Source organism: Streptomyces sp. NPDC111520 (assembly GCF_055635295.1).
This window is the reverse complement of sequence record NZ_JBVKBW010000003.1, coordinates 486,175-507,748: the sequence shown is the minus strand read 5'-3', so window position 1 is coordinate 507,748 and position 21,574 is coordinate 486,175. Positions and strand designations below refer to the sequence as shown.

The 21,574-nt window shown below is 74.5% G+C and carries 21 protein-coding genes; 10 read left to right on the top strand and 11 right to left on the bottom strand.

Annotated features, from left to right (window positions below; all coding sequences use genetic code 11):
- The first annotated feature begins 102 nt into the window (after positions 1 to 102).
- Together ACZ7MY_RS09735 and ACZ7MY_RS09730 are read left to right on the top strand one after the other, a co-directional pair.
- Positions 103 to 1,263, top strand: coding sequence for an exonuclease SbcCD subunit D (locus tag ACZ7MY_RS09735; RefSeq protein ID WP_499600762.1), 1,161 nt, complete (start codon positions 103 to 105; stop codon positions 1,261 to 1,263).
- On the top strand, positions 1,263 to 4,265 hold the full coding sequence (locus ACZ7MY_RS09730; protein ID WP_499600761.1) for an AAA family ATPase: 3,003 nt from the start codon (positions 1,263 to 1,265) through the stop codon (positions 4,263 to 4,265). Before ACZ7MY_RS09735 ends, ACZ7MY_RS09730 begins: the two co-directional genes overlap by 1 nt.
- Here the strand turns inward: ACZ7MY_RS09730 and ACZ7MY_RS09725 are convergent.
- Complete coding sequence (locus tag ACZ7MY_RS09725; RefSeq protein WP_499600760.1) at positions 4,230 to 4,679, bottom strand: Lrp/AsnC family transcriptional regulator; 450 nt, start codon at positions 4,677 to 4,679, stop codon at positions 4,230 to 4,232. The genes ACZ7MY_RS09730 and ACZ7MY_RS09725 overlap by 36 nt on opposite strands.
- Positions 4,680 to 4,773: 94 nt before the next feature.
- Here ACZ7MY_RS09725 and ACZ7MY_RS09720 point away from each other — a divergent pair, with 94 nt between their 5' ends.
- Positions 4,774 to 5,328, top strand: a complete 555-nt coding sequence (locus ACZ7MY_RS09720) for a rhodanese-like domain-containing protein (RefSeq protein ID WP_499600759.1) — start codon at positions 4,774 to 4,776, stop codon at positions 5,326 to 5,328.
- An 18-nt stretch (positions 5,329 to 5,346) separates the two neighbouring features.
- Here ACZ7MY_RS09720 and ACZ7MY_RS09715 read toward each other — a convergent pair whose 3' ends face one another.
- The 5 genes from ACZ7MY_RS09715 to ACZ7MY_RS09695 form a co-directional block, all read right to left on the bottom strand.
- On the bottom strand, positions 5,347 to 6,156 hold the full coding sequence (locus ACZ7MY_RS09715) for an ATP-grasp domain-containing protein (protein ID WP_499600758.1): 810 nt from the start codon (positions 6,154 to 6,156) through the stop codon (positions 5,347 to 5,349).
- Between the two features lie 42 nt (positions 6,157 to 6,198).
- The gene (locus ACZ7MY_RS09710; RefSeq protein ID WP_499600757.1) at positions 6,199 to 6,741 is read right to left on the bottom strand and encodes a GNAT family N-acetyltransferase; all 543 of its coding nucleotides are present in this window, start codon (positions 6,739 to 6,741) and stop codon (positions 6,199 to 6,201) included.
- On the bottom strand, positions 6,738 to 7,685 hold the full coding sequence (locus ACZ7MY_RS09705) for an ATP-grasp domain-containing protein (protein ID WP_499600756.1): 948 nt from the start codon (positions 7,683 to 7,685) through the stop codon (positions 6,738 to 6,740). Before ACZ7MY_RS09705 ends, ACZ7MY_RS09710 begins: the two co-directional genes overlap by 4 nt.
- A 217-nt stretch (positions 7,686 to 7,902) precedes the next feature.
- Entirely contained in the window at positions 7,903 to 9,579 is a 1,677-nt protein-coding gene (locus ACZ7MY_RS09700; RefSeq protein WP_499600755.1) for a DUF885 domain-containing protein, read from the bottom strand.
- Between the two features lie 48 nt (positions 9,580 to 9,627).
- Complete coding sequence (locus ACZ7MY_RS09695; protein WP_499600754.1) at positions 9,628 to 10,110, bottom strand: Lrp/AsnC family transcriptional regulator; 483 nt, start codon at positions 10,108 to 10,110, stop codon at positions 9,628 to 9,630.
- Positions 10,111 to 10,169: 59 nt separating this feature from the next.
- Between ACZ7MY_RS09695 and ACZ7MY_RS09690 the strand changes: the two genes are divergently transcribed.
- The gene (locus tag ACZ7MY_RS09690) at positions 10,170 to 11,345 is read left to right on the top strand and encodes a trans-sulfuration enzyme family protein (RefSeq protein WP_499600753.1); all 1,176 of its coding nucleotides are present in this window, start codon (positions 10,170 to 10,172) and stop codon (positions 11,343 to 11,345) included.
- On the opposite strand, the gene ACZ7MY_RS09685 is transcribed toward ACZ7MY_RS09690, so the two are convergent.
- The 4 genes from ACZ7MY_RS09685 to ACZ7MY_RS09670 form a co-directional block, all read right to left on the bottom strand.
- Positions 11,299 to 12,669 carry a GNAT family N-acetyltransferase gene (locus ACZ7MY_RS09685; RefSeq protein ID WP_499600752.1) on the bottom strand — a complete coding sequence of 457 codons (1,371 nt, stop codon included), beginning with the start codon at positions 12,667 to 12,669 and terminating at the stop codon, positions 11,299 to 11,301. The genes ACZ7MY_RS09690 and ACZ7MY_RS09685 overlap by 47 nt on opposite strands.
- A gap of 76 nt (positions 12,670 to 12,745) precedes the next feature.
- Entirely contained in the window at positions 12,746 to 13,267 is a 522-nt protein-coding gene (locus tag ACZ7MY_RS09680; RefSeq protein ID WP_499600751.1) for a DUF1990 domain-containing protein, read from the bottom strand.
- Positions 13,268 to 13,476: 209 nt separating this feature from the next.
- Complete coding sequence (locus ACZ7MY_RS09675; RefSeq protein WP_499600750.1) at positions 13,477 to 14,190, bottom strand: hypothetical protein; 714 nt, start codon at positions 14,188 to 14,190, stop codon at positions 13,477 to 13,479.
- 456 nt (positions 14,191 to 14,646) lie between these two features.
- Positions 14,647 to 15,267: a TetR/AcrR family transcriptional regulator gene (locus ACZ7MY_RS09670; protein WP_499600749.1), complete on the bottom strand. Its 621-nt coding sequence runs from the start codon at positions 15,265 to 15,267 to the stop codon at positions 14,647 to 14,649.
- Between the two features lie 158 nt (positions 15,268 to 15,425).
- Here ACZ7MY_RS09670 and ACZ7MY_RS09665 point away from each other — a divergent pair, with 158 nt between their 5' ends.
- The 6 genes from ACZ7MY_RS09665 (at position 15,426) to ACZ7MY_RS09640 (ending at position 19,548) form a co-directional block, all read left to right on the top strand.
- Positions 15,426 to 16,052, top strand: coding sequence for a cysteine hydrolase family protein (locus ACZ7MY_RS09665; protein WP_499600747.1), 627 nt, complete (start codon positions 15,426 to 15,428; stop codon positions 16,050 to 16,052).
- Between the two features lie 111 nt (positions 16,053 to 16,163).
- On the top strand, positions 16,164 to 16,844 hold the full coding sequence (locus ACZ7MY_RS09660; RefSeq protein ID WP_499600746.1) for a flavodoxin family protein: 681 nt from the start codon (positions 16,164 to 16,166) through the stop codon (positions 16,842 to 16,844).
- A gap of 77 nt (positions 16,845 to 16,921) precedes the next feature.
- Positions 16,922 to 17,176, top strand: a complete 255-nt coding sequence (locus ACZ7MY_RS09655; RefSeq protein WP_499600745.1) for a hypothetical protein — start codon at positions 16,922 to 16,924, stop codon at positions 17,174 to 17,176.
- Between the two features lie 181 nt (positions 17,177 to 17,357).
- On the top strand, positions 17,358 to 17,915 hold the full coding sequence (locus ACZ7MY_RS09650) for a helix-turn-helix transcriptional regulator (RefSeq protein WP_499600744.1): 558 nt from the start codon (positions 17,358 to 17,360) through the stop codon (positions 17,913 to 17,915).
- A 37-nt stretch (positions 17,916 to 17,952) separates the two neighbouring features.
- Positions 17,953 to 18,684 (top strand): hypothetical protein, encoded by a 732-nt coding sequence (locus ACZ7MY_RS09645; RefSeq protein WP_499600743.1) that lies wholly within the window; start codon positions 17,953 to 17,955, stop codon positions 18,682 to 18,684.
- Positions 18,685 to 18,870: 186 nt separating this feature from the next.
- On the top strand, positions 18,871 to 19,548 hold the full coding sequence (locus ACZ7MY_RS09640; RefSeq protein ID WP_499600741.1) for an alpha/beta fold hydrolase: 678 nt from the start codon (positions 18,871 to 18,873) through the stop codon (positions 19,546 to 19,548).
- 104 nt (positions 19,549 to 19,652) lie between these two features.
- Here ACZ7MY_RS09640 and ACZ7MY_RS09635 read toward each other — a convergent pair whose 3' ends face one another.
- On the bottom strand, positions 19,653 to 21,236 hold the full coding sequence (locus ACZ7MY_RS09635; RefSeq protein WP_499600740.1) for an alkaline phosphatase D family protein: 1,584 nt from the start codon (positions 21,234 to 21,236) through the stop codon (positions 19,653 to 19,655).
- Positions 21,237 to 21,574: the final 338 nt, after the last annotated feature.

Genomic DNA, 21,574 nt, shown 5'->3' with positions numbered 1-21,574 from the left:
GCCTGCTGTCGAAGCGCACGGGACCGGTGGGGACGCCGGGGCCCGTGCGGAGCATGCGGAACGTGAGCCGGAGGAACGGAACATGCGGGCGGGAGAGCCACGGTGAGGTTGCTGCACACCTCCGACTGGCATCTGGGGCGGTCCTTCCACCGGGTCGGACTCCTCGAGGCCCAGGCGGCGTTCGTCGACCACCTGGTGGCGACGGTGCGGGCGGAGCGCGTCGACGCCGTCCTCGTCGCCGGCGACGTCTACGACCGGGCGCTGCCCTCGCTGCCCGCCGTCGAACTCTTCGACGACGCGCTGCACCGGCTCGCCGGCCTAGGCGTGCCCACGGTGATGATCTCCGGCAACCACGACTCCGCCCGCCGGCTGGGCGTGGCCTCCGGCCTCATCGACCGCGCCGGCATCCACCTACGGACCGACCCGGCCGGGTGCGCGACGCCGGTCGTCCTCGCGGACGCGCACGGGCCGGTCGCCCTGTACGGGCTGCCGTACCTCGAACCCGCCCTGGTGCGCGAGGAGTTCACCCTCGGCCGGGCCGGGCACACCGAGGTGCTGACCGCCGCGATGGCACGGGTCCGGGCCGACCTGGCCGCGCGCCCCGCGGGCACCCGCTCGGTCGTGCTGGCGCACGCCTTCGTCGCGGGCGGTGCGCCCAGCGACAGCGAGCGCGACATCACGGTCGGCGGTGTGGCGGCCGTCCCCGCCGGTGTCTTCGACGGCGTCGACTACGTCGCCCTCGGCCACCTCCACGGCTGCCAGACGATCTCCGAGCGCGTGCGCTACTCCGGCTCGCCGCTCGCCTACTCCTTCTCCGAGGCCGACCACCGCAAGAGCATGTGGCTGGTCGACCTCGGCGCCGACGGCTCCGTGACCGCCGGGCGGGTCGACTGCCCCGTGCCCCGGCCGCTCGCCAGGATCCGCGGCCACCTCGAGGAGCTGCTGGCGGACCCGGCGCACGAACGGCACGAGGACTCCTGGGTCGAGGCCACCCTCACCGACCCGCACCGCCCGCACGAGCCGATGGCCCGCCTGCGCGAGCGGTTCCCGCACGCCCTCGCGCTGGCCTTCGAGCCCGAGCGCGTCGCCGACGACCCCCACGCCTCGTACGCGCAGCGCCTGCGCGGCCGCACCGACCGCCAGATCGCCGAGGACTTCGTGACCCACGTCCGGGGCACCGCCCCCGACGCCGCGGAGCGGACGGTCCTGCGGGACGCGTTCGACGCGGTCCGCAGCGACGCCGCACGGGCGGAGACCGACTGATGCGCCTGCACCGTCTGACCCTGACCGCCTTCGGGCCGTTCGCCGGCAGCCACACCGTGGACTTCGACGAGCTCTCCGCCGCCGGGCTGTTCCTGCTGCACGGCGCGACCGGCGCCGGAAAGACCTCCGTGCTCGACGGGGTGTGCTTCGCCCTGTACGGCGGCGTCCCCGGCAGCCGGCAGGGCAACCGGCTGCGCAGCGACCACGCGGAGGGGGACACGCTCACCGAGGTCGTGCTCGACCTGACCGTGGGCGGCCGGCGGCTGGAGATCACCCGGCGGCCCGAGCAGCCCCGCCCCAAGAAGCGCGGCACGGGCTACACGATCGAGAAGGCCGTCACCCTGCTGCGCGAGCACACCGCGGGGGAGTGGCGGGCGCTCAGCAAGTCCCACCAGGAGGCCGGCGAGGAGCTGAAGCAGCTCATCGGCATGAGCCGGGAGCAGTTCTGCCAGGTCGTGCTGCTGCCCCAGGGCGAGTTCGCGACGTTCCTGCGGGCCACCGCCACCGAGCGGGCCGCGCTGCTCGGCAGGCTCTTCGACACCCGCCGCTTCAAGGCCGTCGAGGAGTGGCTGCGGGCCGAGCGCAGGGCCGCCGAGCAGCGGGTCGCCGCCGGGGACGGGGAGCTGCTGCGGCTCGCCGAGCGCATGGGCCAGGCCGCGGGGGACGACCCCGACGCCCTCGCCGGGCCGTCACCGGACGGCGTCGCCGCCGGCGACCCGGAACTGGCCGGGCACATCCTGCGCTGGGCGGCCGTCCTGGCCACCACCGCCCGCGAGCGCGTCGACGCCGCCGACCTCGCGGTGACCGCCGCGGAGGCCGCGCACGAGCAGGCCCAGCGCGAGGCCGAGGAAGCACGCGAGCTCGCCGTACGGCAGGGCCGGCACGCGGCCGCCGGGCGCCGCGCCCAGGCCATGGCCGGCGAGCGAGAGGCCCGCGACCGCGAACAGGAACTGCTGGCGACGGCGGAGCGGGCCGCGACCGTGGTGCCCGCACTGGAACTGCGCGAGCGTGCCGCCACCCGGCAGGCCGGCGCGGCCGCCGACGAGCGCACCGCCCGCGCGGGCCTGCCCGCCGAGCGGTACGAGGCGGGCGCCGAACAGCTCGCGGAGTACGAGAACCGGCTCCGGGAGGAGCTGGGCTCCCTCGCCGACGCCGGCCGGGACGAGCAGCGCGCCGCCGAACTGGCCCACGACCGCGGGCGCGTGGAGCGCGAGGCCGCCGAGGACGAGCGGCTGATCGCCGACACGGCCGGCTGGCTCGACGGCTGGGAGGCCGAACGCCTCGGCCGTGAACGGGCCGTGGACGCCGCCCAGTCCGCCGCCACCCGCGCCGCCGAACTGTCCGGGGCCCTCGACCGGGCCCGCCGCCGCCGCGACGCCGCCCGGGAACGCGACACCCACGCCACCGCGCTGCTCGCCGCGCAGGACCGGCTGCGCGCGGCGCGCGACACCGCCGCCGACGCCCGCGACCACTGGCAGGACGTCCGCGAGGCCCGCATCAACGGCATCGCCGCCGAACTGGCCGCCCGGCTCAGCCCCGGCGAAGGCTGCCTGGTGTGCGGTGCCACCGAGCACCCCCACCCCGCCCGCCCCACCGGCCGCCAGGTGGGCCGCGCCGACGAGGAGGCCGCGCAGGAGGCCCAGCAGCGGGCCGCCGCCGCCCGGGACACCGCGCAGGAGCAGGTCGTACGCCTCACCGCGGCCCACGAAGCGGCCCTGGCCACCGCGGGAGCGGAACCGGAGCCCGAACTCGCCGCCGCGCACGCCGCGCTGGAGGAGGAGTGCCGGGCCGCCACCCGCGCCGCCGCGGAAGCGCCGCAGGCGCGCCAGGCGCTCGACCGGGCCCTCGCGGAGCACGCCCGGCGTGCCGCCGACCGCAACGAGGCCGGGCAGCGCCTCGCCTCCCTCACCACCCGCCGGGAACTCCTCGACCGGGAGGACGCCGAACTGGCCGCCCGGCTGACGCGGGCCCGCGGCGCGTACGCCACCGTCGCCGAACGCCGTACCCGGCTCGCGGCCGACGCCCAGCGCGCGGCGACCGCCGCGGCGGCGGCCCGCGCCGCGCAGGAATCGGCCCGCGCGCTCAAGGACGCCGACTCCGACCTGGCCGACGCCGCCTACAAGGCCGGCTTCCCCACCCCCGAGGCGGCGGCCGCCGCCGTGCTCCCCGGGACGGAACTGCGGCGGCTGCGGCAGCGTGCGGAGGAGTGGCGCCGCGAGGAAGCCGCGGTCACCGCCGAACTCACCTCGCTGGAACTGGCGGAGGCCGCCGCGCTGCCCCCGGCCGACCCCGACGCCGCCCGGCGCGCCGTGGAGGCCGCGACCGCACGGCTGCGCGGCGCCGCCGCCCGTCAGTCCGCCGCGCACACCACCCGCGACGCCCTCGACCGGCTGCGCGCCGAGGCGACGCGCGGCACCAGGGCGCTGGCCCCGGCCCGCGAGGAGTACGCGCGGCTGCGGCGCCTCGCCGACCTGGCCACCGGCGCCGGGGAGAACACCCTGCGCATGGAGCTGGAGACCTATGTGCTCGCGGCCCGGCTGGAGCAGGTCGCGGCCGCGGCCAGCGCCCGGCTGCACCGCATGTCCTCCGGGCGCTACACCCTCGTCCACACCGACGCCCGCGCCTCGCGCAACGTCAAGTCGGGCCTCGGGCTGATGGTCGTGGACTCCTGGACGGGCACCGAGCGCGACACCGCCACGCTCTCCGGCGGCGAGACCTTCTTCGCCTCCCTGGCCCTCGCCCTCGGCCTGGCGGACGTCGTCACGGACGAGGCGGGCGGCGCCCGGCTCGACACGCTCTTCGTCGACGAGGGCTTCGGCAGCCTCGACGAGCAGACCCTCGACGAGGTGCTGGACGTCCTCGACGGGCTGCGCGAACGGGACCGCGCCGTCGGCATCGTCAGCCATGTCGCCGAGCTGCGGCAGCGCGTCCCCGCCCAGTTGCAGGTCGTCAAGGGACAGCGGGGGTCAGCCCTCCGCCACCGCACGGCGGGGGAGCGGTGAGGAGTAGACGACGTTCGTCGTCACCGGCCCGAGGCCCGAGACCCGGCCGGTGACCTCCTCCAGGTGACGCATGGAGCGGGCGGTGACCTTCATGACGAAGCAGTCGTCGCCCGTGACGTGATGGGCCTCCAGGATCTCCGGGGTCGACTCCAGGAGGTCGTGGAACGGCTTGTAGTTGCCGTGGGGGTAGCGCAGCCGGACGAACGCCAGGATCGGGCGCCCGGTCCGCTCCAGGTCCACCACGGCCGTGTACGCCGTGATCACACCCGCCTCCTCCAGCCGCCGGACCCGCTCGGTCACGGCGCTCGGGGACATCGACACGGCACGCGCCAGCTCGGCGTAACTGGCCCTGCCGTCGCGCTGCAGGGCGTCCAGGATGCGCCAGTCGGTGGCGTCGAGGGAATCCACGGTCATACCCCCTGGCTACCAGGGAAATCCCCGGCCGGGCAAGGCGGACGCCGGGGAACGGCCCTTCAGGCGGCGGTCCGCGGTTCGTAGATTTACCGCCATGACGACATCGACCGCCGCCACCGCCGCCCCCGCTCCCACCGCCGCCCACGCTCCCACGGCCGCCCCCGCTCCCACTGCCGGCAACCCCGTGCTGCGCGTGCCGCCCGCGGCTCCCGCCGAGGCCGCCGCGTACTTCGCCGCGAGCCTCGCCTTCCACACCGACGTGTCCGACGTCGCGGCCGCCCTCGCCACCGCGGCGGAGACCGGCGCCGCACCCGGATTCGTCGTCGTCGACTCCCGCTCCACCGAGGCCTGGGAGCAGGCCCACATACCCGGCGCCGTCCACCTGCCCACCGCGGACGTCCCGCGGCTCGCCGCGGCCCTCCTCGACCGCGACGTGCCCGTCGTCGTCCACTGCTGGGGACCCGGCTGCAACGGCGCCACCCGCGCCGCGCACGCCCTGGCCGGCCTCGGCTACCAGGTCAAGGAGATGCTCGGCGGCATGGAGTACTGGATCCGCGAGGGCTTCGCCCACGAGACGGCCGACGGCACCGTGCGGCGCGCCGCCGACCCGCTGACCGCCCCGGTGGGCGCGGACGACTGCGGCTGCTGAGGCCGCCGCGGGGCGGCCTCAGCGTACGACGGAGACGGCCGGCCGCAGGAACCGGCGGTCCCGCGGCCCGACCCCGGCGAGCGGCGCCGCCGCCCGCAGGACGACGTCCAGCGCGGCGTCGGCGTCGCAGGCGTAATGGCCGCTCGCCCAGGCCGCGTTTGCCTCGACCACCGCCCAGCCGTCCGCGGTCCGGCCGACGTCGACCACGACCGCTCCCGGCAGCTCCGGCACGCCGGGCGCGAAGAGCCGTGCGGCGAAGTCCCGTACCTCGCCGGCCGGTCGGTCGCCGTCCAGCGGCGCCACGTCCAGCTCGCCGCGGGTCGCGTAGCGGCTGCCCGTCACCACCTCGCCGTCCAGGAGGAACAGCCGGTACTCGACGGCGAACGCCACGATGTCGCTGACCAGCACGGGAGCGTCGTCGTCGACCGCGTCCGGGCCGGGCAGACCGCTGCCGTCGGGATACACCCTGGCCGGGAAGCTCTTGTCGTTCGGCGGCTTCATGAAGGCGGGCCGGCGCAGCGCGCGGGCCTCGGCCAGGGTCGTGAACCCGACGTTCCGCCCGACGAGTTCGAACGGCAGCCGTGCGAGCCAGTCCTCGTCCGCCTCCAGCAGCCCCAGGCCCAGGTCCCCGGCGACGGCGTCGGCGAACAGCGGCCCCGCGTACAGCGAGGGGCCCACCGTGCCCGCCGCGTCCTGCGGCACCCGCCAGGTCGGGAGGGTGCGGGTCGCCATGCCGCGCCGGCGGGCGGCGGCGGCCAGCGCGTGGCCGGTGGCGGTCACCCGGGGCGACAGGAAGAGGGTCCGGGGCGTCGGGGGCGCGGTGTTCACGGTCCCGATGGTGCCGCAGCGGGCGGGTGCCGCGACAGCCGATTACGCCGGCGCACCCTGGCCGACCGGCCGCAACTCGTACGCCCACTGGGCGTCGCGGTCCGCGATCCGCCCGAAGCCCGCCCGCTCCAGCACCCGTTGCGAGGCGCGGTTGCCCGGGTCGGTGGTCGCCAGCACGGAGTGCACCTCGGCACGGCTCAGCGCCCACCGGGACAGCACCAGCACCGCGTCCGTCGCCCACCCGGCGCCGCGTGCGGACTCCGACAGGTCGTAGCCGATCTCCACCTGCCCGTCGACGGCGGAGGGCGGGCCGTGGAAGCCGATGCCGCCGAGCGCGAGGCCGTCCCGCGACCGCTGGATCACGAACAGCCCCCACCCCGGGGCGAACACGCCGGCGGCCGCCGCGATCGTCGCCATCCCGGCCGCGATGATGGTCCCCTCGCCCGGCCCCCCGTCGATCCACTCCAGCCCGGCCGGCTTGCCGTCGGCCAGCTGCGCCGCATCGTCCGGCGCCTGCTCGCGCAGGGTCAGCCGGCCGTGGCTGAGCACCAGGCGGCCGTTGGCGCGGGAGGCCTGAGGGATCATCTGGCGGCACCGTTTCGCAGCGGGGATCGGTCGGACGGGTCGCAGTGGGACGGGACGGGTCCGCCGGTTTCGCCGGCCAGGGCGGAGAGCGCGGCTGCGAGCACCCTCGGTGAGGCGCCGGCGGGCAGGTCCGAGACCTGCCCGTCGCCGACCTCCACCACCCGCCACCGGCCGTCCTCGTGCAGCGCCAGGTCGGTGGTCACGAAGGGGCAGCCCAGCTCGCGCACCAGGGGGCGTACCGCCTCCAGGTCCGGTGCCGGACGCAGCTCCGGGGTGTCCGGGTGAGCCGTGACGAGCGCGGGTTCGCCCCCGGTCCACCAGACCCTGGCCTCTCCGGCCGCCGTGACGAAGGGCTCGAAGGCCCGGATGACGACGCCTCCCGTGAGGTCCTCTCCCTGGAGCGCGGCGAAGCGGGCGACGACCGAGGCCAGGCGCCCGGTGTCCGCGAGCGCGGGGACGTGGCACGCCTCGTCCCACTCGTGCTTGCGGGACTTCACGTAGTCCTTGACCACGGCAGGGCCGCCGCCGAGGGGCGAGGTCGCCGCAGCGAGCTCCGCCGCGCCGGGAGGCGTCCCGCCGGGGGCGACGGGCAGCCACGTGCTGAGCGGGGTGTGCTCGGCGAACGTCCCGTACCAGCCGGGAAGCTCGTGCGCCCGTCGGTACTGCCCGGGGGAGGTCCCCAGGACGACGTTGCGTTCGGCCAGGGCCGCGGCGAGCGCGGCGTACCGCTCCGAGGACACCATCCACCCCCGGTACCAGGCGGGTCCCGCACCGCGGGGGACGCGTGAGCAGGCGGCGGTGGCGTCGCCCGCCAGCAGGGCGTCGTGGTCCACCAGGGCCACCTCGTGGCCGAGCGCGCGCACCGCGTCGGCCTCGGCCGCGAAGTGCGCGTCGACGCGGCGCGGCCGCAGCGCGTTGGCGCAGAAGACGAACAACACCCCCATGCCCGCACCCTATCCGTCCGGCCTCGCCCTCGGCAGGCAACCTGTCGCCGACCTGGCGGGGGCGGGCGCCGACCCGTCGGGGCGGGCGCCGCCAGGAGACCGTGGACCGGGCGCCGGCGGTGGGCGTGCGGCCGGTCTTCCCCGCCCACCGGCCCCCGGGCACGCAAGGAGTGGCAGGGCCGACCCGGGCCCCGCCACCCTGCGCACCGCCCGCTCGCTACAGCTTCGAGAGCTCGTCGACGAGGTCGTCCAGGCCCAGGGAGCCCTGCGACAGCGCGGCCATGTGCCAGGCCTTGGGGTCGAAGGACTCGCCGTGGGCCTTGCGTGCGGCCTCGCGGCCGGCGAGCCAGGCGCGCTCGCCCAGCTTGTAGCCGATGGCCTGGCCCGGCATGCCGAGGTAGCGGATGATCTCGCTGTCCAGCATGGCGTCGCTGAGGCCGTTGAAGCGCCCGAAGAACTCCCGTCCCAGCTCCGGCGTCCAGGTCTCGCCCGGGCGGTAGGGGCTGTCCTGCGGGATCTCCAGCTCCAGGTGCATGCCGATGTCCAGGATGACGCGGGTGGCCCGCAGCATCTGCGCGTTGAGGTAGCCGAGCCGGCGGCCCGCGTCCGTCAGGAAGCCGAGCTCGTCCATCAGGCGCTCGGCGTACAGGGCCCAGCCCTCGGCGTTGGCGCTGACCTGGCCCAGGGTGGCCTGGTAGCGGCTGAGCCGGTCCGCGACGTACACCCACTGCGCGAGCTGCAGGTGGTGGCCGGGGACGCCCTCGTGGTACCAGGTGCTGACCAGGTCCCAGACGGGGAACCGCTCGCGGCCCAGGGTGGGCAGCCAGGTGCGGCCCGGGCGGGAGAAGTCCAGCGACGGCGACGTGTAGTACGGCGCGGCGGCGCTGCCGGGCGGGGCGATGCGGGACTCGACGCGCTTGACGGGCTCCGCGAGGTCGAAGTGGGTGCCGTCGAGCGCCGCCATGGCCTCGTCCATCACACCCTGCAGCCACTCGCGGACCGCGTCGACGCCCTCGATGGCCTCGCCGGCCTCGTCCAGGTGCGCCAGGGCCTCCATCGGGGTGGCGCCGGGCAGCACCTTCTCCGCCTCGACGCGCATCTCGGCCTCGATGCGCCGGAACTCCTCCCAGCCCCAGGCGTACGCCTCGTCCAGGTCGAGGTCGGAGCCCGTCCAGTAGCGGGCCCAGCGGGCGTAGCGCTCGCGGCCGACGGCGTCGGAAGTGCCCTCCACGGCCGGGGCGTAGCTGTCGCGCAGCCAGTCGCGCAGGCCGGCGACGGCGGCGGTGGCCTCGGCGGCGCCCGCGTCCAGCTCGGACCGCAGGGCCTGCGGGCCCTCCTCCACGAACTGCGCGAACCAGCTCGCCCCCGCGTCCTCGCCCAGCCACTCGCCGAGCTGCTCCACGACCGTGGTGACCTGGCGCGGTCCGGCCGGCAGCTTGCGGGAAAGGCCCTCCTCCAGGGACGCCCGGTAGCCCGCCAGCGCCTCCGGGACGGCGCGCAGCCGGGCGGCGACGTCGGCCCAGTCCTCGTCGGTCGCGGTCGGCATCAGCATGAAGACACCGCGCACCGAGTGGACGGGGGAGTGCAGGTTGCTCACGGCCCGCAGGCCCTCACCGGCCTCGTGCACGGCCAGCTCGGCGGTCAGCCGCTCGCGCAGCAGCCGCGCGCAGCGGCGCTCGTCGTCGTCCGGCACCTCGGCCGCGTCGATGTCGGCCAGCGTGCGGCGGGCCAGCTCGGCCTGGGCCTCCAGGCCGGCCGGGGTGAAGTCGGGGAGCCGGTCCTGTCCGGTCCGCACCCCCAGGTACGTGGCGGTGATGGGGTCGAGTTCGGTGACCGCGTCGACGTACGCGTCGGCGATCCGGCGGGGCAGCGCGCTGCCGGTGGTGTCGGGCATGGTCACATCCTGGTACGGAGCGGCCCGCTCCGTCATCACCATTGACGATCATATTCCTGACGTGGGCGGGAGCAGCGGGCCGCAGTCCCAGTGCTGGAATATCAACCGGGTCTCCACGCGGGCGACTTCGGGCCGCGAGGTGAACTCGTCGACGACCAGCCGCTGGAGGTCGCCGGTGCTCGCGACGGCCACGTGGACGAGGTAGTCGTCGGGCCCGGTGAGGTGGAACAGCGCCCGCGACTCCGGCAGCGCCCGCACCCGTTCCGCGAAGGGGCCGATCAGCTCGCGGCGGTGCGGCCGCACCTGCACCGCCAGCAGCGCCTCCAGCGGCCGCCCGAGCCGGGCCGGGTCCACCCGCAGCTCGTGGCCGAGGATCACTCCCGTACGGCGCAGCCGGGCGACCCGGTCCAGGCAGGTGGACGGGGCCACGCCGACGGCCGCGGCGAGGTCCTTGTACGTCGTCCGTGCGTCGTTCTGCAGTAGCCGCAGAATCTCGAGGTCGACCGGATCCAGAAGCACAGAATCGGACATCGGCCGAAGTTAACACGGGCCGTTGCCGCTACGTGCCGGTAGCTGTTCAGCATCGGGCCATGGACACGACAGCATCGGCGCCCACCCGCGCCCTCGCCACCGAGGCTGTGCACGCCGGCCGCGAAGACCTCGCCGACCTCGGTCTGCACGCCGTTCCCCTGGACCTGTCCACCACCTACCCCTCGCGGGACAGCCGCGCCGAGGCCGCCCGCCTGGACGACTTCGCCGCGACGGGCGCCGCACTGACCGGCCCGCCGGTCTACTCCCGGCTCGACAACCCCACCGTCGCCCGCTTCGAGACCGCGCTGGCCCGCCTGGAGGGCGCCGAGGCGGCCGTGGCCTTCGCCAGCGGCATGGCCGCCCTCACCGCGACCCTGCTGGCCCGCGCCTCGATGGGGCTGCGCCATGTGGTGGCCGTCCGCCCGCTGTACGGCTGCAGCGACCACCTCCTGACCGGGGGCCTGATCGGCACCGAGGTGACCTGGACCGACCCGGCCGGCATCGCCGACGCCATCCGCCCCGACACCGGCCTGGTGATCGTGGAGACCCCCGCCAACCCGACGCTGGCCGAGGTCGACCTGCGGGCCGTCGCCCACTCCTGCGGCGAGGTGCCGCTGCTGGTCGACAACACCTTCGCCACGCCCGTCCTGCAGCGGCCCCTGGAGAGCGGCGCCAGGATCGTGCTGCACAGCGCCACCAAGTACCTGGGCGGCCACGGCGACGTCCTCGGCGGGATCATCGCCTGCGACGAGGAGTTCGCCCGCGTGCTGCGCAAGGTCCGCTTCGCCACCGGCGGGGTGCTGCACCCCCTCGCGGGCTACCTGCTGCTGCGCGGGCTGTCCACGCTGCCGGTCCGGGTGAGGTCCGCCTCGGCGACGGCGGCCGCGCTGGCCGAGCGGCTGGCCGCCGACCCGCGGGTGGTCAAGGTGCACTACCCGCGGATCGGCGGCGCCATGGTCGCGTTCGAGGTCCGGGGCGACCCGCACGAGGTGATCGCCGGGGTCCGGCTGATCACCCCGGCGGTCAGCCTCGGGAGCGTCGACACCCTCATCCAGCACCCGGCCTCGATCAGTCACCGCATCGTCGACGAGGGCGACCGGCACGACTCGGGCGTCAGCGACCGGCTGCTGCGCCTGTCGGTCGGGCTGGAGGACGTCGAGGACCTCTGGGAGGACCTGGACATCGCGCTCAGCGCAGCGACGCGCTCGCGCCGGCCGGTGACAGCGTCGCGGTGATGACCAGCGTGCCGTCCTCGACCTGGTAGTCCAGCGGCAGACCCAGGCGGCGCATCGTAGCGACCATCCCGGTGTTGGTCGCCCGGGTCACCGCGTACACGCTCCCGCACCCCGCGTCGACGGCCTGGGCGACCAGGCGGCGCAGCAGTTCCAGGCCGATGCCGCGGCGCTGCCAGGTGTCCTCGACCAGCAGGGCGACCTCGGTCTCGTCGCCGTCCCACAGCAGGTGGCCGAGGGCGACGAGCCGGCCGGAGACCGTCTGCACGGCGAGCGTCCGCCCGAAGCGGGGGCTGAGCAGGTGGGTCAGGTAGCGGTCCACGTCCGCGACCGGGCCGTGGTAACGGCGGGCCAGCGTCGCGCTGGAGCAGCGGTCGTGGAGTTCGCGGGCGGCCTCGAGGTCCTCGGGGCCCGCCCGGCGGACGCTGATCTCGTTGCCCTCCGGCAGGGTGAGGACGGCACGGCCGTCCGGCAGCCGGGCGCCGAGCTGCGCGTCGAGTTCGACGAGGGCGCGGGCCCGGGCGAACTCGGTCGGGGTGAACGGGAGGTAGGTGCGTTCCACGGTCACGGTGCCTCCCGCCGGGTCGCGCAGCCGCATGACCGTGCCCTCCAGGACGTCCTCGGCCGGGTCGGGGCCGGCCGTGCCGGGCGGGGTGGACCTGATCGTGCAGCGGCCGAACAACTGGCGCAGGGCCAGCGGCAGTTCGGCGGCGTCCATGGCGGTGCGGGTGGCCAGGCCCAGCACCCGGGTCGGGGTGTCGACGAGGTCGTGGGCGTCGGCCCGCTCGGTCCAGGTGTCCCGCCCGCCGCCGTCGGCGACGGCCCGCGTCAGGTCGCCCGGCGCGAGTGCGGCCGGGGCGCGGACCAGGAAGTCGTCCACGGTGCCCTCGGCCAGGGGGTGGGTCTGGAGCGTGAGGATGTCCACGTCCCGCCCGGCCAGCGCGGCGCAGAGGGCGGCGAGGCTGCCCGGGGTGTCCCGCACGGTGGTGCGGACCCGCCACAACGTGGTTCCCGCGTCGGGCCGTTCGTCGGCGGAGCTTTCCCCCGGCTCCGTCGTACGGTCCCCGGCGTGGCCCGCGGCGGGTGGAGGCGAATGGCCGTGGCCCCGTGCCCGCCATGTGCGCAGGCCGGCGGTCGCGGCGACCGCGGCGGCCGACAGGCACAGCAGAAAGGCCCCGGCGGGGGCGTGCCCGCCGAGGCGGGCGACGAGGTCGGCGGCGGCCACGGCCACCAGGAGCGCGGCGAGTTCGATGACGTCGCGGCGCCGGCGGTGCCACCGGCGCGCGGTGGCGGCGCCGGCGGTCGTGGCGGAAGTCAGTTCTCGCATGCGAACACCATGCCGAACTGGTGTTGCGTGAGCACGAACGCGTTGTGACCGACGGGTAAAGGGTGTCCCATGTCGGTTAACTCCCCCTTTCAACAGTTCCGTCCTGCGACAACCGGCGCAGGCACCGGCCGTAGCGGCGCGCGATGCCACGCTGAGTGACGCGTCCCAAGGGGCCCAGTAGACCCACGTACCACGCCCCCGGTCCACTGAAGGCCGTGACATCCAGCCACACGGACCCGTCCGGCGCGCGGCTCACCACGAAGGCCTCCTCGCCGCGTTCCGGGTGACCGGGGAGTGTCCCGTACGCGAACCCCACGCGCTCCGGGCCGCGTTCGGCCCACACCACCTCGCACGGCGCGCCGAGCGGCCCGATCCGCAGCGGCACCCGTACGCCCGGTGCCGCGTCGGGGGTGTCGGCGGGCACCCGCAGTCCGGTCGCCCGGTGCATCCGCCAGCCCATCAGCGCCCGTCCGGCCGCGGCCAGCACTTCGGGGCCCTCGCCGAGCCGGATCCGCTCGTGCAGGCGGTGGAACCCCGGCGGGGTCGGCCCGCCGGTCCGGGTCACCCCGACCTGCTCGTAGGTGAAACCACCCGCCACGACGCTGTTCCCCCTCCGCCAGGACTTCGCCGAGCGGCCTCCCGGCCGCCCCACGAGGTCTGGAAATCGCCGTATTGCCCGGTCGATTTGCACATGCTAAGCCCCGCGGGGTGCCCGCCGCCCGGCGACACGACGTCCTTCGCACCCCGCGTGTCGTGCACGGCCGCGGAGTCCGCGGCCGCCCGTGGACCCGGCGCCGCGGGCGAACGTCAGAGCCCCGGGGCGTCCGGGCCCGGCGGGACGCCGCGTGCCACTCCATACGGCGTCAGCGCGAGCATCCCCGTGCCGCGCACCGGGGTCTCGGGGGTGAGGTTCATGGGGCTGGGGCCGAAGCTGGCGGCGATGTCGGGCGCCATGTCGAAGGTGGCCCACCTCCACTCCTGCTCGTCCTCGTCGCTCTCCTCGGCCGCGTCCCACTCGGCGGACAGCCCCAGCTCCACCCGGCGGGCCCGCTCGTGGGGAAGGGGGTCGCCGAGGGTCAGCAGCTCGTCCTCGCCGTCACCGGTCTCGCAGTAGCGTCGTACGACCTGGCCGGCCTGGGCCACCAGCCACGCCGATCCGTCGTTCTGGGCGCCGTAGTAGTAGGCCTGCGCCCGGCCGTAGCGGCCGCTGAGCGTCGTGCACAACTGGAGGACCTCCTCGCTGCGTTCGATGTCGCAGGGGTTGCACCAGTCGCCGAGGACCAGGGTCCAGCCGTCGAGCTCCGGGGAGACGTAGACGCGCGCGCCACGGATCCCGTCCTCGCCCGCCCCGCGGTGGGCGTCCGCGTCGAGCACCGCGAACGCCTCGGCGAACCCCACCGGCCTGGGGTGGGCGAGGCCGAGCACGTCCATGAGTCCGGCCTGGTCGCCGGTGGGCACGGCCAGCCAGTAGTTCCAGCAGGTGATCAACGGCTCGGGGCGGTCCCCGTCGTGTGCGCGCACGGGGACACCCTGCCAGGCCCGTCGCGCGGCCCCCGAGCGGGGTGCGGCGGGAGGGCGGCCCGCCCCGCCCTGTCCCGGCTACCACGTATCACGGAAGTTGACCGCTCTTGAGCGGATCCGACCGCTTCGGTGGCGTGCTGACCGGTCACTTCGGGAAGGCCGGACGTCCCCTTGGTGCAGAGGGCCCCGCGCCCACTTCAACCGGGCCGCGTCCTCGTGCAGGGTGGGCGGTCGGACGCGAACGGCGTCCTCGATTTGGCGGGAACTCCGGTGGAGTCGCCGTCATCGGCGGCGCCGGCGCCGCCCGTGCTGGAGGTGGGAGTGGCCCGGTGGTCGGCGGGGTCGCGGGATGCCGTTCGGTGGGAGGGTCCACCGCCCCGCCCCCCGGCCTGCGACCGGCGCTCCACCGGGCGTGGACGTGCGCGAAGCGCGGCGGCGGACGGGCGCCGCTGCGTCTCAGGTGCCGGGGGTCGCGGTCCGCGCCTCGACCTGCTCCCTGGTCGCCGCGAGGATCGCCTCCGAAAGGGCGGGGTCGGCCCCGGCCACGGCACGCGAGAGGACCAGCGCGCCCACCATGCTCGACAGTGTCGCGAGGTCGGGGGCGTCGGCCTGCTCCTCGCCGGGCGCATCCCGCCGCCGGAGCCGCGCCAGGGAGTCGGCCATCCCCGTGATCCCCTCGACGAAGAGTTCCTGGAGCGCGGGTTCGCTGCGACCGGCGTCACAGGCGAGGGCGGCCACGGTGCACCCCTGCTCCGGTGCGTCCCGGTGGTCCGCGGACACGTACGTGTCGACGAAGCGCCGGAGGAAGGAGGGGGCCTCGGAGGGCTTCCCGTCCGGACCGTCGTCCAGCACGTCGTCGACCGCGGCCACGCTCTCGGCCAGTCCGCGTCGGCAGACCTCGGACTCCAGTGCCTGCTTGGAGGGGAAGTGGCCGTAGAAGCCCCCGTGCGTGAGGCCGGCCGCCTTCATGACGTCGGAGATCGACACGGCGCTGAAGCCGTGCTTCCTGAACTGCCGGGCCGCGCTGACGACGACCTGCTCACGGTTCGCAGCCGCTTGCTCACGGGTTACCCGCATGACCACCTCCAGAGACCTTCGCTTGACACTTTACATGATGGCCATCATGATTAAGTTATTCATGTTGACCATCATGTAAACGATGGCCGACGCCGAGACGGCACCGGTCAGCGCCGTATCCCCCCACGACCGACCTCAGGTCAGGACAGGAACCACCCATGAATGCCCGCAGCTATCCGGCAGCCCGGACCGCCCTGGTCGCGGTCGACCTCCTGAACGACTTCCTCGCCGAGGACGGGAAGCTCGCCGGCCAGATCGGCCCCGCACTGGAGAAGTCCGGTCTGCGATCCCGGCTCGCCCGCCTGCTCACCGGTGCGCGCGACGCCGGGGTCACGGTCTTCCACGCGCCGCACGGCCTCAAGGAAGGCGTGTTCGACGACCTCAGGCACGTCCTTCCGCGCTTCCGGTTCGCCGTGGACAACGAGGTGTTCTGGGAGGGGAGCCGCGGCGGCGACTTCTACCCGCCGCTGCGCCCGCGCCAGGGCGACGTCGTCGTAGGCCGCCACCGGATGTTCGACGCGTTCTCCGGTACCGGCCTGCACGAGCAGTTGCGGGCCCACGCGATCGAGAAGGTGGTCCTGGCGGGTCTGACCTCGCAGACCTGCATCGAGGGCACCGGTCGCCACGCCCTGGAGGCCGGCTACCACGTCACCTTCCTCAGCGACGCGGTCGCGGATTTCACCGAGGAGGCGCACCGGGCGGCCCTCGAGATCTCCTACCCCACCTACGGGCACGAGGTGACCACCGTCGACCGGTTCCTGGCCGCGGTGGAACCGGCCGCGTAGCCGGGATCCGATCCCGCCGCGTGCGGCACGCACACGCATGCGCGACGACGCGGGGCGGCCCTCCGCCCGGCGCACACGAACCCCCTCCAGCACGACCCAGGAAGAACGATCATGGCCACACTCTCCGTCGTCTACCATTCGCCGAACGGCCACACCCGCGCGATGGCCGAGCACATCGCCCGCGGCGCCGAGACCGTGCCGGGCACCGACGTCCACCTCATCGAGATCCGTGGTGAGCAGGTCACCGACGGACGCTGGTCGCACGCCCCGACCATGGAACTCCTCGGCGCCTCCGACGCCGTGGTGTTCGGCGCCCCGACCTACATGGGCAGCCTGTCCGCCGTCTTCAAGGCCTTCCTCGAAGGCGCCTTCCACCCGTTTCTCGGCCAGGAGTGGAAGGACAAGCTCGCGGGAGGCTTCACCCACTCCGCCTCCCAGAACGGCGACAAGCTGTTCTCGCTGCAGCAACTGGCCGTCTTCGCCGCGCAGATGAACATGCAGTGGATCTCCGTGGGCGACTCGGCCGGCCACAACTGGACCGGTGGCACCCGCTACGACGTCAACCGGCTGGGGTCCTGGCTGGGCGCGATGGGCCAGACCAACGCCGACGAGGGTCCCGACCCGGCCGGATCGCACGGCGACCGGGTCACCGCGCAGCGGTACGGGGCACGCCTGGCCGAGCTGACGGCGCGCTGGGTGCACGGCACGCCGTACCCGGTGCGACGGCTCACGCAGGAGGAGTTCCGTGAACTGTCGGCCCGCAGCGCGGCCGAGGCACGAGCCCGACGCTGAGCCGGCGCACCCGCGACCGGCCCGGTCCGGCGCCGGGATGCCGGCGCGGGCCCACCGAGAAGAACTGGGAGACAGTGATGTACCTGCACGTGACCGGGACGGTGACGGAGCCCGCCGGGCTCGCGCCGTTCGCCGAGGAGGAGCGGCGTGTGCTCGAGGAACTCAAGGCCGAGGGAACCGTGGTGATGGCCCTGCGCCGCCACGACAGGCCCGGCGCCCTGCTCGTGGTCGAGGCGGACGGACCGGGCGACGCTCAGGAGCGGCTGAGCAGACTCCCGTACGTCGCCCACGGTCTGCTGACCCTGGAGTACGTCGAGGTCAGCCGGTTGTGAGCCGGGGAACCGCGACGGAACGGAGTGACATGCGTTGAGCGGGCAAGACCCGGCGACCGCGACCCGGTGCGGGCCGGCGTCCACGGCGGTCGTCGCGCCCGACGCCCGGCGTGGGACGCACCCGTGTGATCCCGTTCCCGTCGCGGTCCTCTCCGAGGACCGGCTGACGTACGAAGGCGCGGTGGCGGCCCTGTCCGGATTCCCCGGCCTACGGATGCTGCCCTGGGAGCACCACCGGAACGCACAGGTGCTCGTCGCGTTCTCCGGTGAGCTGCCGGAGCGCGTGTTGACGCTCCTGGGGCAGGTCGCGGAGGCGCAGCCGGACATCCAGGTCGTCCTCGTCGCGGAATCCGTCTCCGAGCCGCAGTTGATGAGGGCGATCGGTCTCGGCGTGGTGAGCGTCCTGCTGCGCGAACGCGTCACGTTCGCTCACATCGGGCGGGCCGTCGCCGCGGCACGCGAAGGACGCTCCGACATCTCCCCCGAGTTGCTGCGCCACCTCGTCCGCCGCATCAGACACGTCGACCGGGCCGGGACGGGTGACCGACACGGCCTGAAACCACGGGAGATCACGGTGCTGGGAATGCTCTCGGACGGACTTGACACGGCGCAGATCGCGCGTCGGCTGAACTATTCGGAACGTACCATCAAGAGCATCGTCCACGGAATCGTCATCAATCTCGGGGTGAGCAACCGCACCCATGCCGTCGCCCATGTGATCCGGGCCGGATTGCTGTGAGCAGGAAAAGAATACCGACACCTGGAGAAGACAGAAGATGAACGACCTGGTCGACCACGTCCTGCGGGCCCACGGCGGACCCGATCGCTGGTCCGGTATCGACTCGCTCAACGCGGACGTGGTGTTCGGAGGCCCGTTCTGGCGAATCAGGGGATTCTCGGAAAGGCCCTTCGGCGCGAAGGTGACGGTGGACACCCGCCGTGAGCGGATCCGCTTCAGCCCGTGGGCGGCCCCCGGCCGGGACCTGACGTTCCACGCCGACGAGGACGCCGTGGAGCTGCGGACACCCGGTGACGAGGTCCTCGAACGCCGCACCGGCGTCCGGGCCGGCTACACGGGATACGACCTGTCCTCGCCGTGGGAGTCCGTGCAGGTCGGCTACTTCATCGGGTACGCCATGTGGAACTACCTGAACACGCCGTTCCTGTTCACCCGTCCAGGGGTCCGGACCCGCGAGGTGGCCCCGTGGAGCGAGGGCGGCGAGGTGTGGCGCCGGCTGCGCGTGACGTTCCCCGAGGACATCGCCACGCACTGCGCCGAGCAGACCTTCTACTTCGGCGACGACGGCATGCTCCGCCGGCTCGACTACGACGTCGACGTCAACGTCGGGGTCCCCGTCGCCCATTACGTCGGCGCGTACCGGGAATTCGGCGGAATCGTCTTCCCGACGCGGCGCAGGGTCCACCGGAGGAATCCCGACAATTCCGCGAGCGACAACTGGTCGATCGACATCGAGGTGCAGGACGTGAGGGTCGGCCGGCCTGACTGACATGCGGTGCCCCAAAGGGCGGACTTTCCTTCCCGCGTGACGCAGAAAGCCCCGATGCCGGCGCCCTACGATCCGGGGAACAAACAGTCCGGTGCCGTGAGTGGGGGGCCTGTCCGCGGTCAGCGGAAGGGGAAATGCGGCGCCTCCACGCCGGCGGGCCGGCCCTTCACAAGGAGAGGCACACGCATGACCACCATTCTGCTCGTCCACGGAGCGATCGCCGACGGGTCGTCCTGGGCGAAGGTCATACCCCTGCTGCAGGCCGCGGGACACGACACCGTCGCCGTGCAGCAGCCGCTGAGCTCGATCGGCGACGACGTCGCCAAGGTACGCGGCGTGCTCGACGAACTCGACGGCCCCGTGGTCGTGGTGGGCCATTCCTTCGGCGGTGTCGTCATCACCCAGGCGGCGCACGACGCCCCCCAGGTGAGTGCCCTGGTGTACGTCGCCGCGTTCGCGCCCGACGAGGGCGAGAGCGCCGCGACTCTGGGCGAACCGTTTGGGCGGCTCCCCTCGGCCGAGCACTTCGAGGTGGACCGGCAGGGCCGCTTCACTCTTCCGCAGAAGCTGTTCCCGCAGTACTTCTGCCCGGACCTCGCACCGGAGGAGGCCCGGGTGCTGGCCGCCGTCCAGGGTCCAAGCGATCTGGCCCGCTTCGGGTTCGTGTCGGGCCCCCCGGCCTGGCGTGAGCACCCGTGCCACTACGTCGTCGCCGAGGACGACCGGATCATCCCGCCGGACCTGGAGCGCTTCGTGGCCCGGCGCATGGGGGCCGAGACGGTGTCGGTGCCGGGCGCCGGCCACCTGGTCATGGTCTCGCAGCCGCGGGCCGTGGCGGACGTGATCCTGGCGGCCGCCCGCTGAGCGGCGCGGACGGCAGCGGACCGCGCCGGCCCGCACCGGACGGCCCGGCGGCGCGCACGCACCGCCGGGCCGTCGCACCGTCGCGCACCCCGCGCCGTGAGCCGCTACTGCCCGACCAGCCCCGCCCGCAGCACCTTCGTGAACAGCACTGAGCCGTCCTGCTCGCGCAGCCGCACCGTCATGTCGCCGGAGTGGCCGTCGATGTCGACCTGCCCGAAGAACTGGTAGCCCTCGGCGGGCGAGACGTTCGACGCCGTCGGCGCCTTCACGAAGACCCGCTCCGGCCCGAAGGTGCCGTCCAGCGCGCTCGCCGGGAAGGCGCCCGCGTTCAGCGGACCGGACACGAACTCCCAGAACGGCGCGAAGTCCGTGAACGCCGCGCGCGACGGCTGGTAGTGCTGCGCCGAGGTGTGGTGGACGTCGGCGGTCAGCCACACCGTGCCCGTGATCCCGCGGTGCTTGACGAACCGCAGCAGCTCGGCGATCTGCAGCTCGCGGCCGAGCGGCGCGCCCGGGTCGCCCTGCGCCACGGCCTCGATGTTCGGCCGGCCCTCCGTCGTGTCGGGCACCACCAGCCCGAGCGGCATGTCGGCGGCGATCACCTTCCACACCGCCCGCGACTGCGACAGCTCCCGCTTCAGCCACTCCAGCTGCTCGCGGCCGAGGATGCCCTGCGGGTCGTGGGCCTGGTCGTCGGGGGAGTTGGCGTTGCGGTACGTGCGCATGTCGAGGACGAAGACGTCCAGCAGCGGGCCCTGCCGCAGCACCCGGTAGACCCGGCCGGCACCGTCCGGGCGCAGCGAGGAGACGGGGAAGTACTCGGCGAACGCCCGCCGTGCCCGGCCCGCGAGGACGTCCACGCTCTTCTCGGTGTAGCGCGGGTCCGAGGCGGCGATCACCTCGCCCGGGTACCAGTTGTTGCGGACCTCGTGGTCGTCCCACTGGATGACCGACGGCACCCGGGCGTTGAAGTGCCTCAGGTTCTCGTCGAGCAGGTTGTAGCGGAAGTTGCCGCGGAACTCGGCCAGGGTCTCGGCGACCTTGGACTTCTCCGCCGTGGTGATGTTGCGGTAGACGCTGCCGTCGGGGAGTGCCTGGCCGGCCGCGATCGGGCCGTCGGCGTAGATGTTGTCACCGCTGCACAGGAAGAAGTCCGGGTCGACCGCCCCCATCGCGTCGAAGATGCGGTAGCCGCCGATGTCGGGGTTGATGCCCCAGCCCTGCCCGGCCAGGTCGCCCGACCACACGAACCGCACCCCGCCGCGCCGTCCGTCCGGCGCCGTGCGGAAGGTGCCCGTGACGGGCGCGCCGGTGCGGCGCGGGTCGTCGGGGTCGGCCAGCAGGACCCGGTAGTGGATCTGCTCACCCGCCGGCAGGCCGTGCAGCCGGGTCACCCCGGTGAAGTCCGTGCCGGGGCCGACCACCGGACCGTGGAAGCGCCGGGTGTGCCGGAACGAGCCGGTCGCCGAGGTCTCCACCACCATCCGCGCGGGACGGTCGGCCCGTACCCACACCAGGCCGCCCGACGCCGTCACGTCGCCGGTCTGCACACCCGACGTGGCCGCCGGTCTCCCCGACAGGGCCAGCGCGGGCGCGGCCGCCGCGGGCACCAGCAGTGCCCCGGAGGCCGCCAGGCCGCCCCTCAGCACCGAGCGCCGTCCGACCGTGCTCCCGGATCCGTCCGTCATCCTGGCCTCCCAAGTACGAGCCGTGCACGCCGACGTGACGCCGAAACGCGTCCGTCCCCGTTCCTACTCGCGCCGCGTGCCGTCGATCCGAACGCCCAGTGAACAACCGCCCCGCGCCGCCCCGGAAACGGGCACGCGCACCGGCTTCCCCACGGCCCCGGACACCCGGCAGGCAGGACCGGTGCCTCCCCGACGCCACGGCGCGCGGCCGGGCCCGGACCTGCGCTGCGGCGACAACGCCCACGCCCCCGGGCCGACCGCGGCGCCCGGCCGATCCCCGCGCTCCCCGCCCACCGCCCCGCACCACGAAACCCCCTGGTCACCCCGGGCTCCGCGGC

Coding starts and splice junctions, on each gene's coding strand:
- ACZ7MY_RS09730 (WP_499600761.1), top strand. CDS start 1,263: ATGCGCCTGCACCGTCTGACCCTGACCGCCTTCGGGCCGTTCGCCGGC.
- ACZ7MY_RS09725 (WP_499600760.1), bottom strand. CDS start 4,679: ATGACCGTGGATTCCCTCGACGCCACCGACTGGCGCATCCTGGACGCC.
- ACZ7MY_RS09720 (WP_499600759.1), top strand. CDS start 4,774: ATGACGACATCGACCGCCGCCACCGCCGCCCCCGCTCCCACCGCCGCC.
- ACZ7MY_RS09710 (WP_499600757.1), bottom strand. CDS start 6,741: ATGATCCCTCAGGCCTCCCGCGCCAACGGCCGCCTGGTGCTCAGCCAC.
- ACZ7MY_RS09705 (WP_499600756.1), bottom strand. CDS start 7,685: ATGGGGGTGTTGTTCGTCTTCTGCGCCAACGCGCTGCGGCCGCGCCGC.
- ACZ7MY_RS09700 (WP_499600755.1), bottom strand. CDS start 9,579: ATGCCCGACACCACCGGCAGCGCGCTGCCCCGCCGGATCGCCGACGCG.
- ACZ7MY_RS09695 (WP_499600754.1), bottom strand. CDS start 10,110: ATGTCCGATTCTGTGCTTCTGGATCCGGTCGACCTCGAGATTCTGCGG.
- ACZ7MY_RS09690 (WP_499600753.1), top strand. CDS start 10,170: ATGGACACGACAGCATCGGCGCCCACCCGCGCCCTCGCCACCGAGGCT.
- ACZ7MY_RS09685 (WP_499600752.1), bottom strand. CDS start 12,669: ATGCGAGAACTGACTTCCGCCACGACCGCCGGCGCCGCCACCGCGCGC.
- ACZ7MY_RS09670 (WP_499600749.1), bottom strand. CDS start 15,267: ATGCGGGTAACCCGTGAGCAAGCGGCTGCGAACCGTGAGCAGGTCGTC.
- ACZ7MY_RS09665 (WP_499600747.1), top strand. CDS start 15,426: ATGAATGCCCGCAGCTATCCGGCAGCCCGGACCGCCCTGGTCGCGGTC.
- ACZ7MY_RS09660 (WP_499600746.1), top strand. CDS start 16,164: ATGGCCACACTCTCCGTCGTCTACCATTCGCCGAACGGCCACACCCGC.
- ACZ7MY_RS09655 (WP_499600745.1), top strand. CDS start 16,922: ATGTACCTGCACGTGACCGGGACGGTGACGGAGCCCGCCGGGCTCGCG.
- ACZ7MY_RS09645 (WP_499600743.1), top strand. CDS start 17,953: ATGAACGACCTGGTCGACCACGTCCTGCGGGCCCACGGCGGACCCGAT.
- ACZ7MY_RS09640 (WP_499600741.1), top strand. CDS start 18,871: ATGACCACCATTCTGCTCGTCCACGGAGCGATCGCCGACGGGTCGTCC.
- ACZ7MY_RS09635 (WP_499600740.1), bottom strand. CDS start 21,236: ATGACGGACGGATCCGGGAGCACGGTCGGACGGCGCTCGGTGCTGAGG.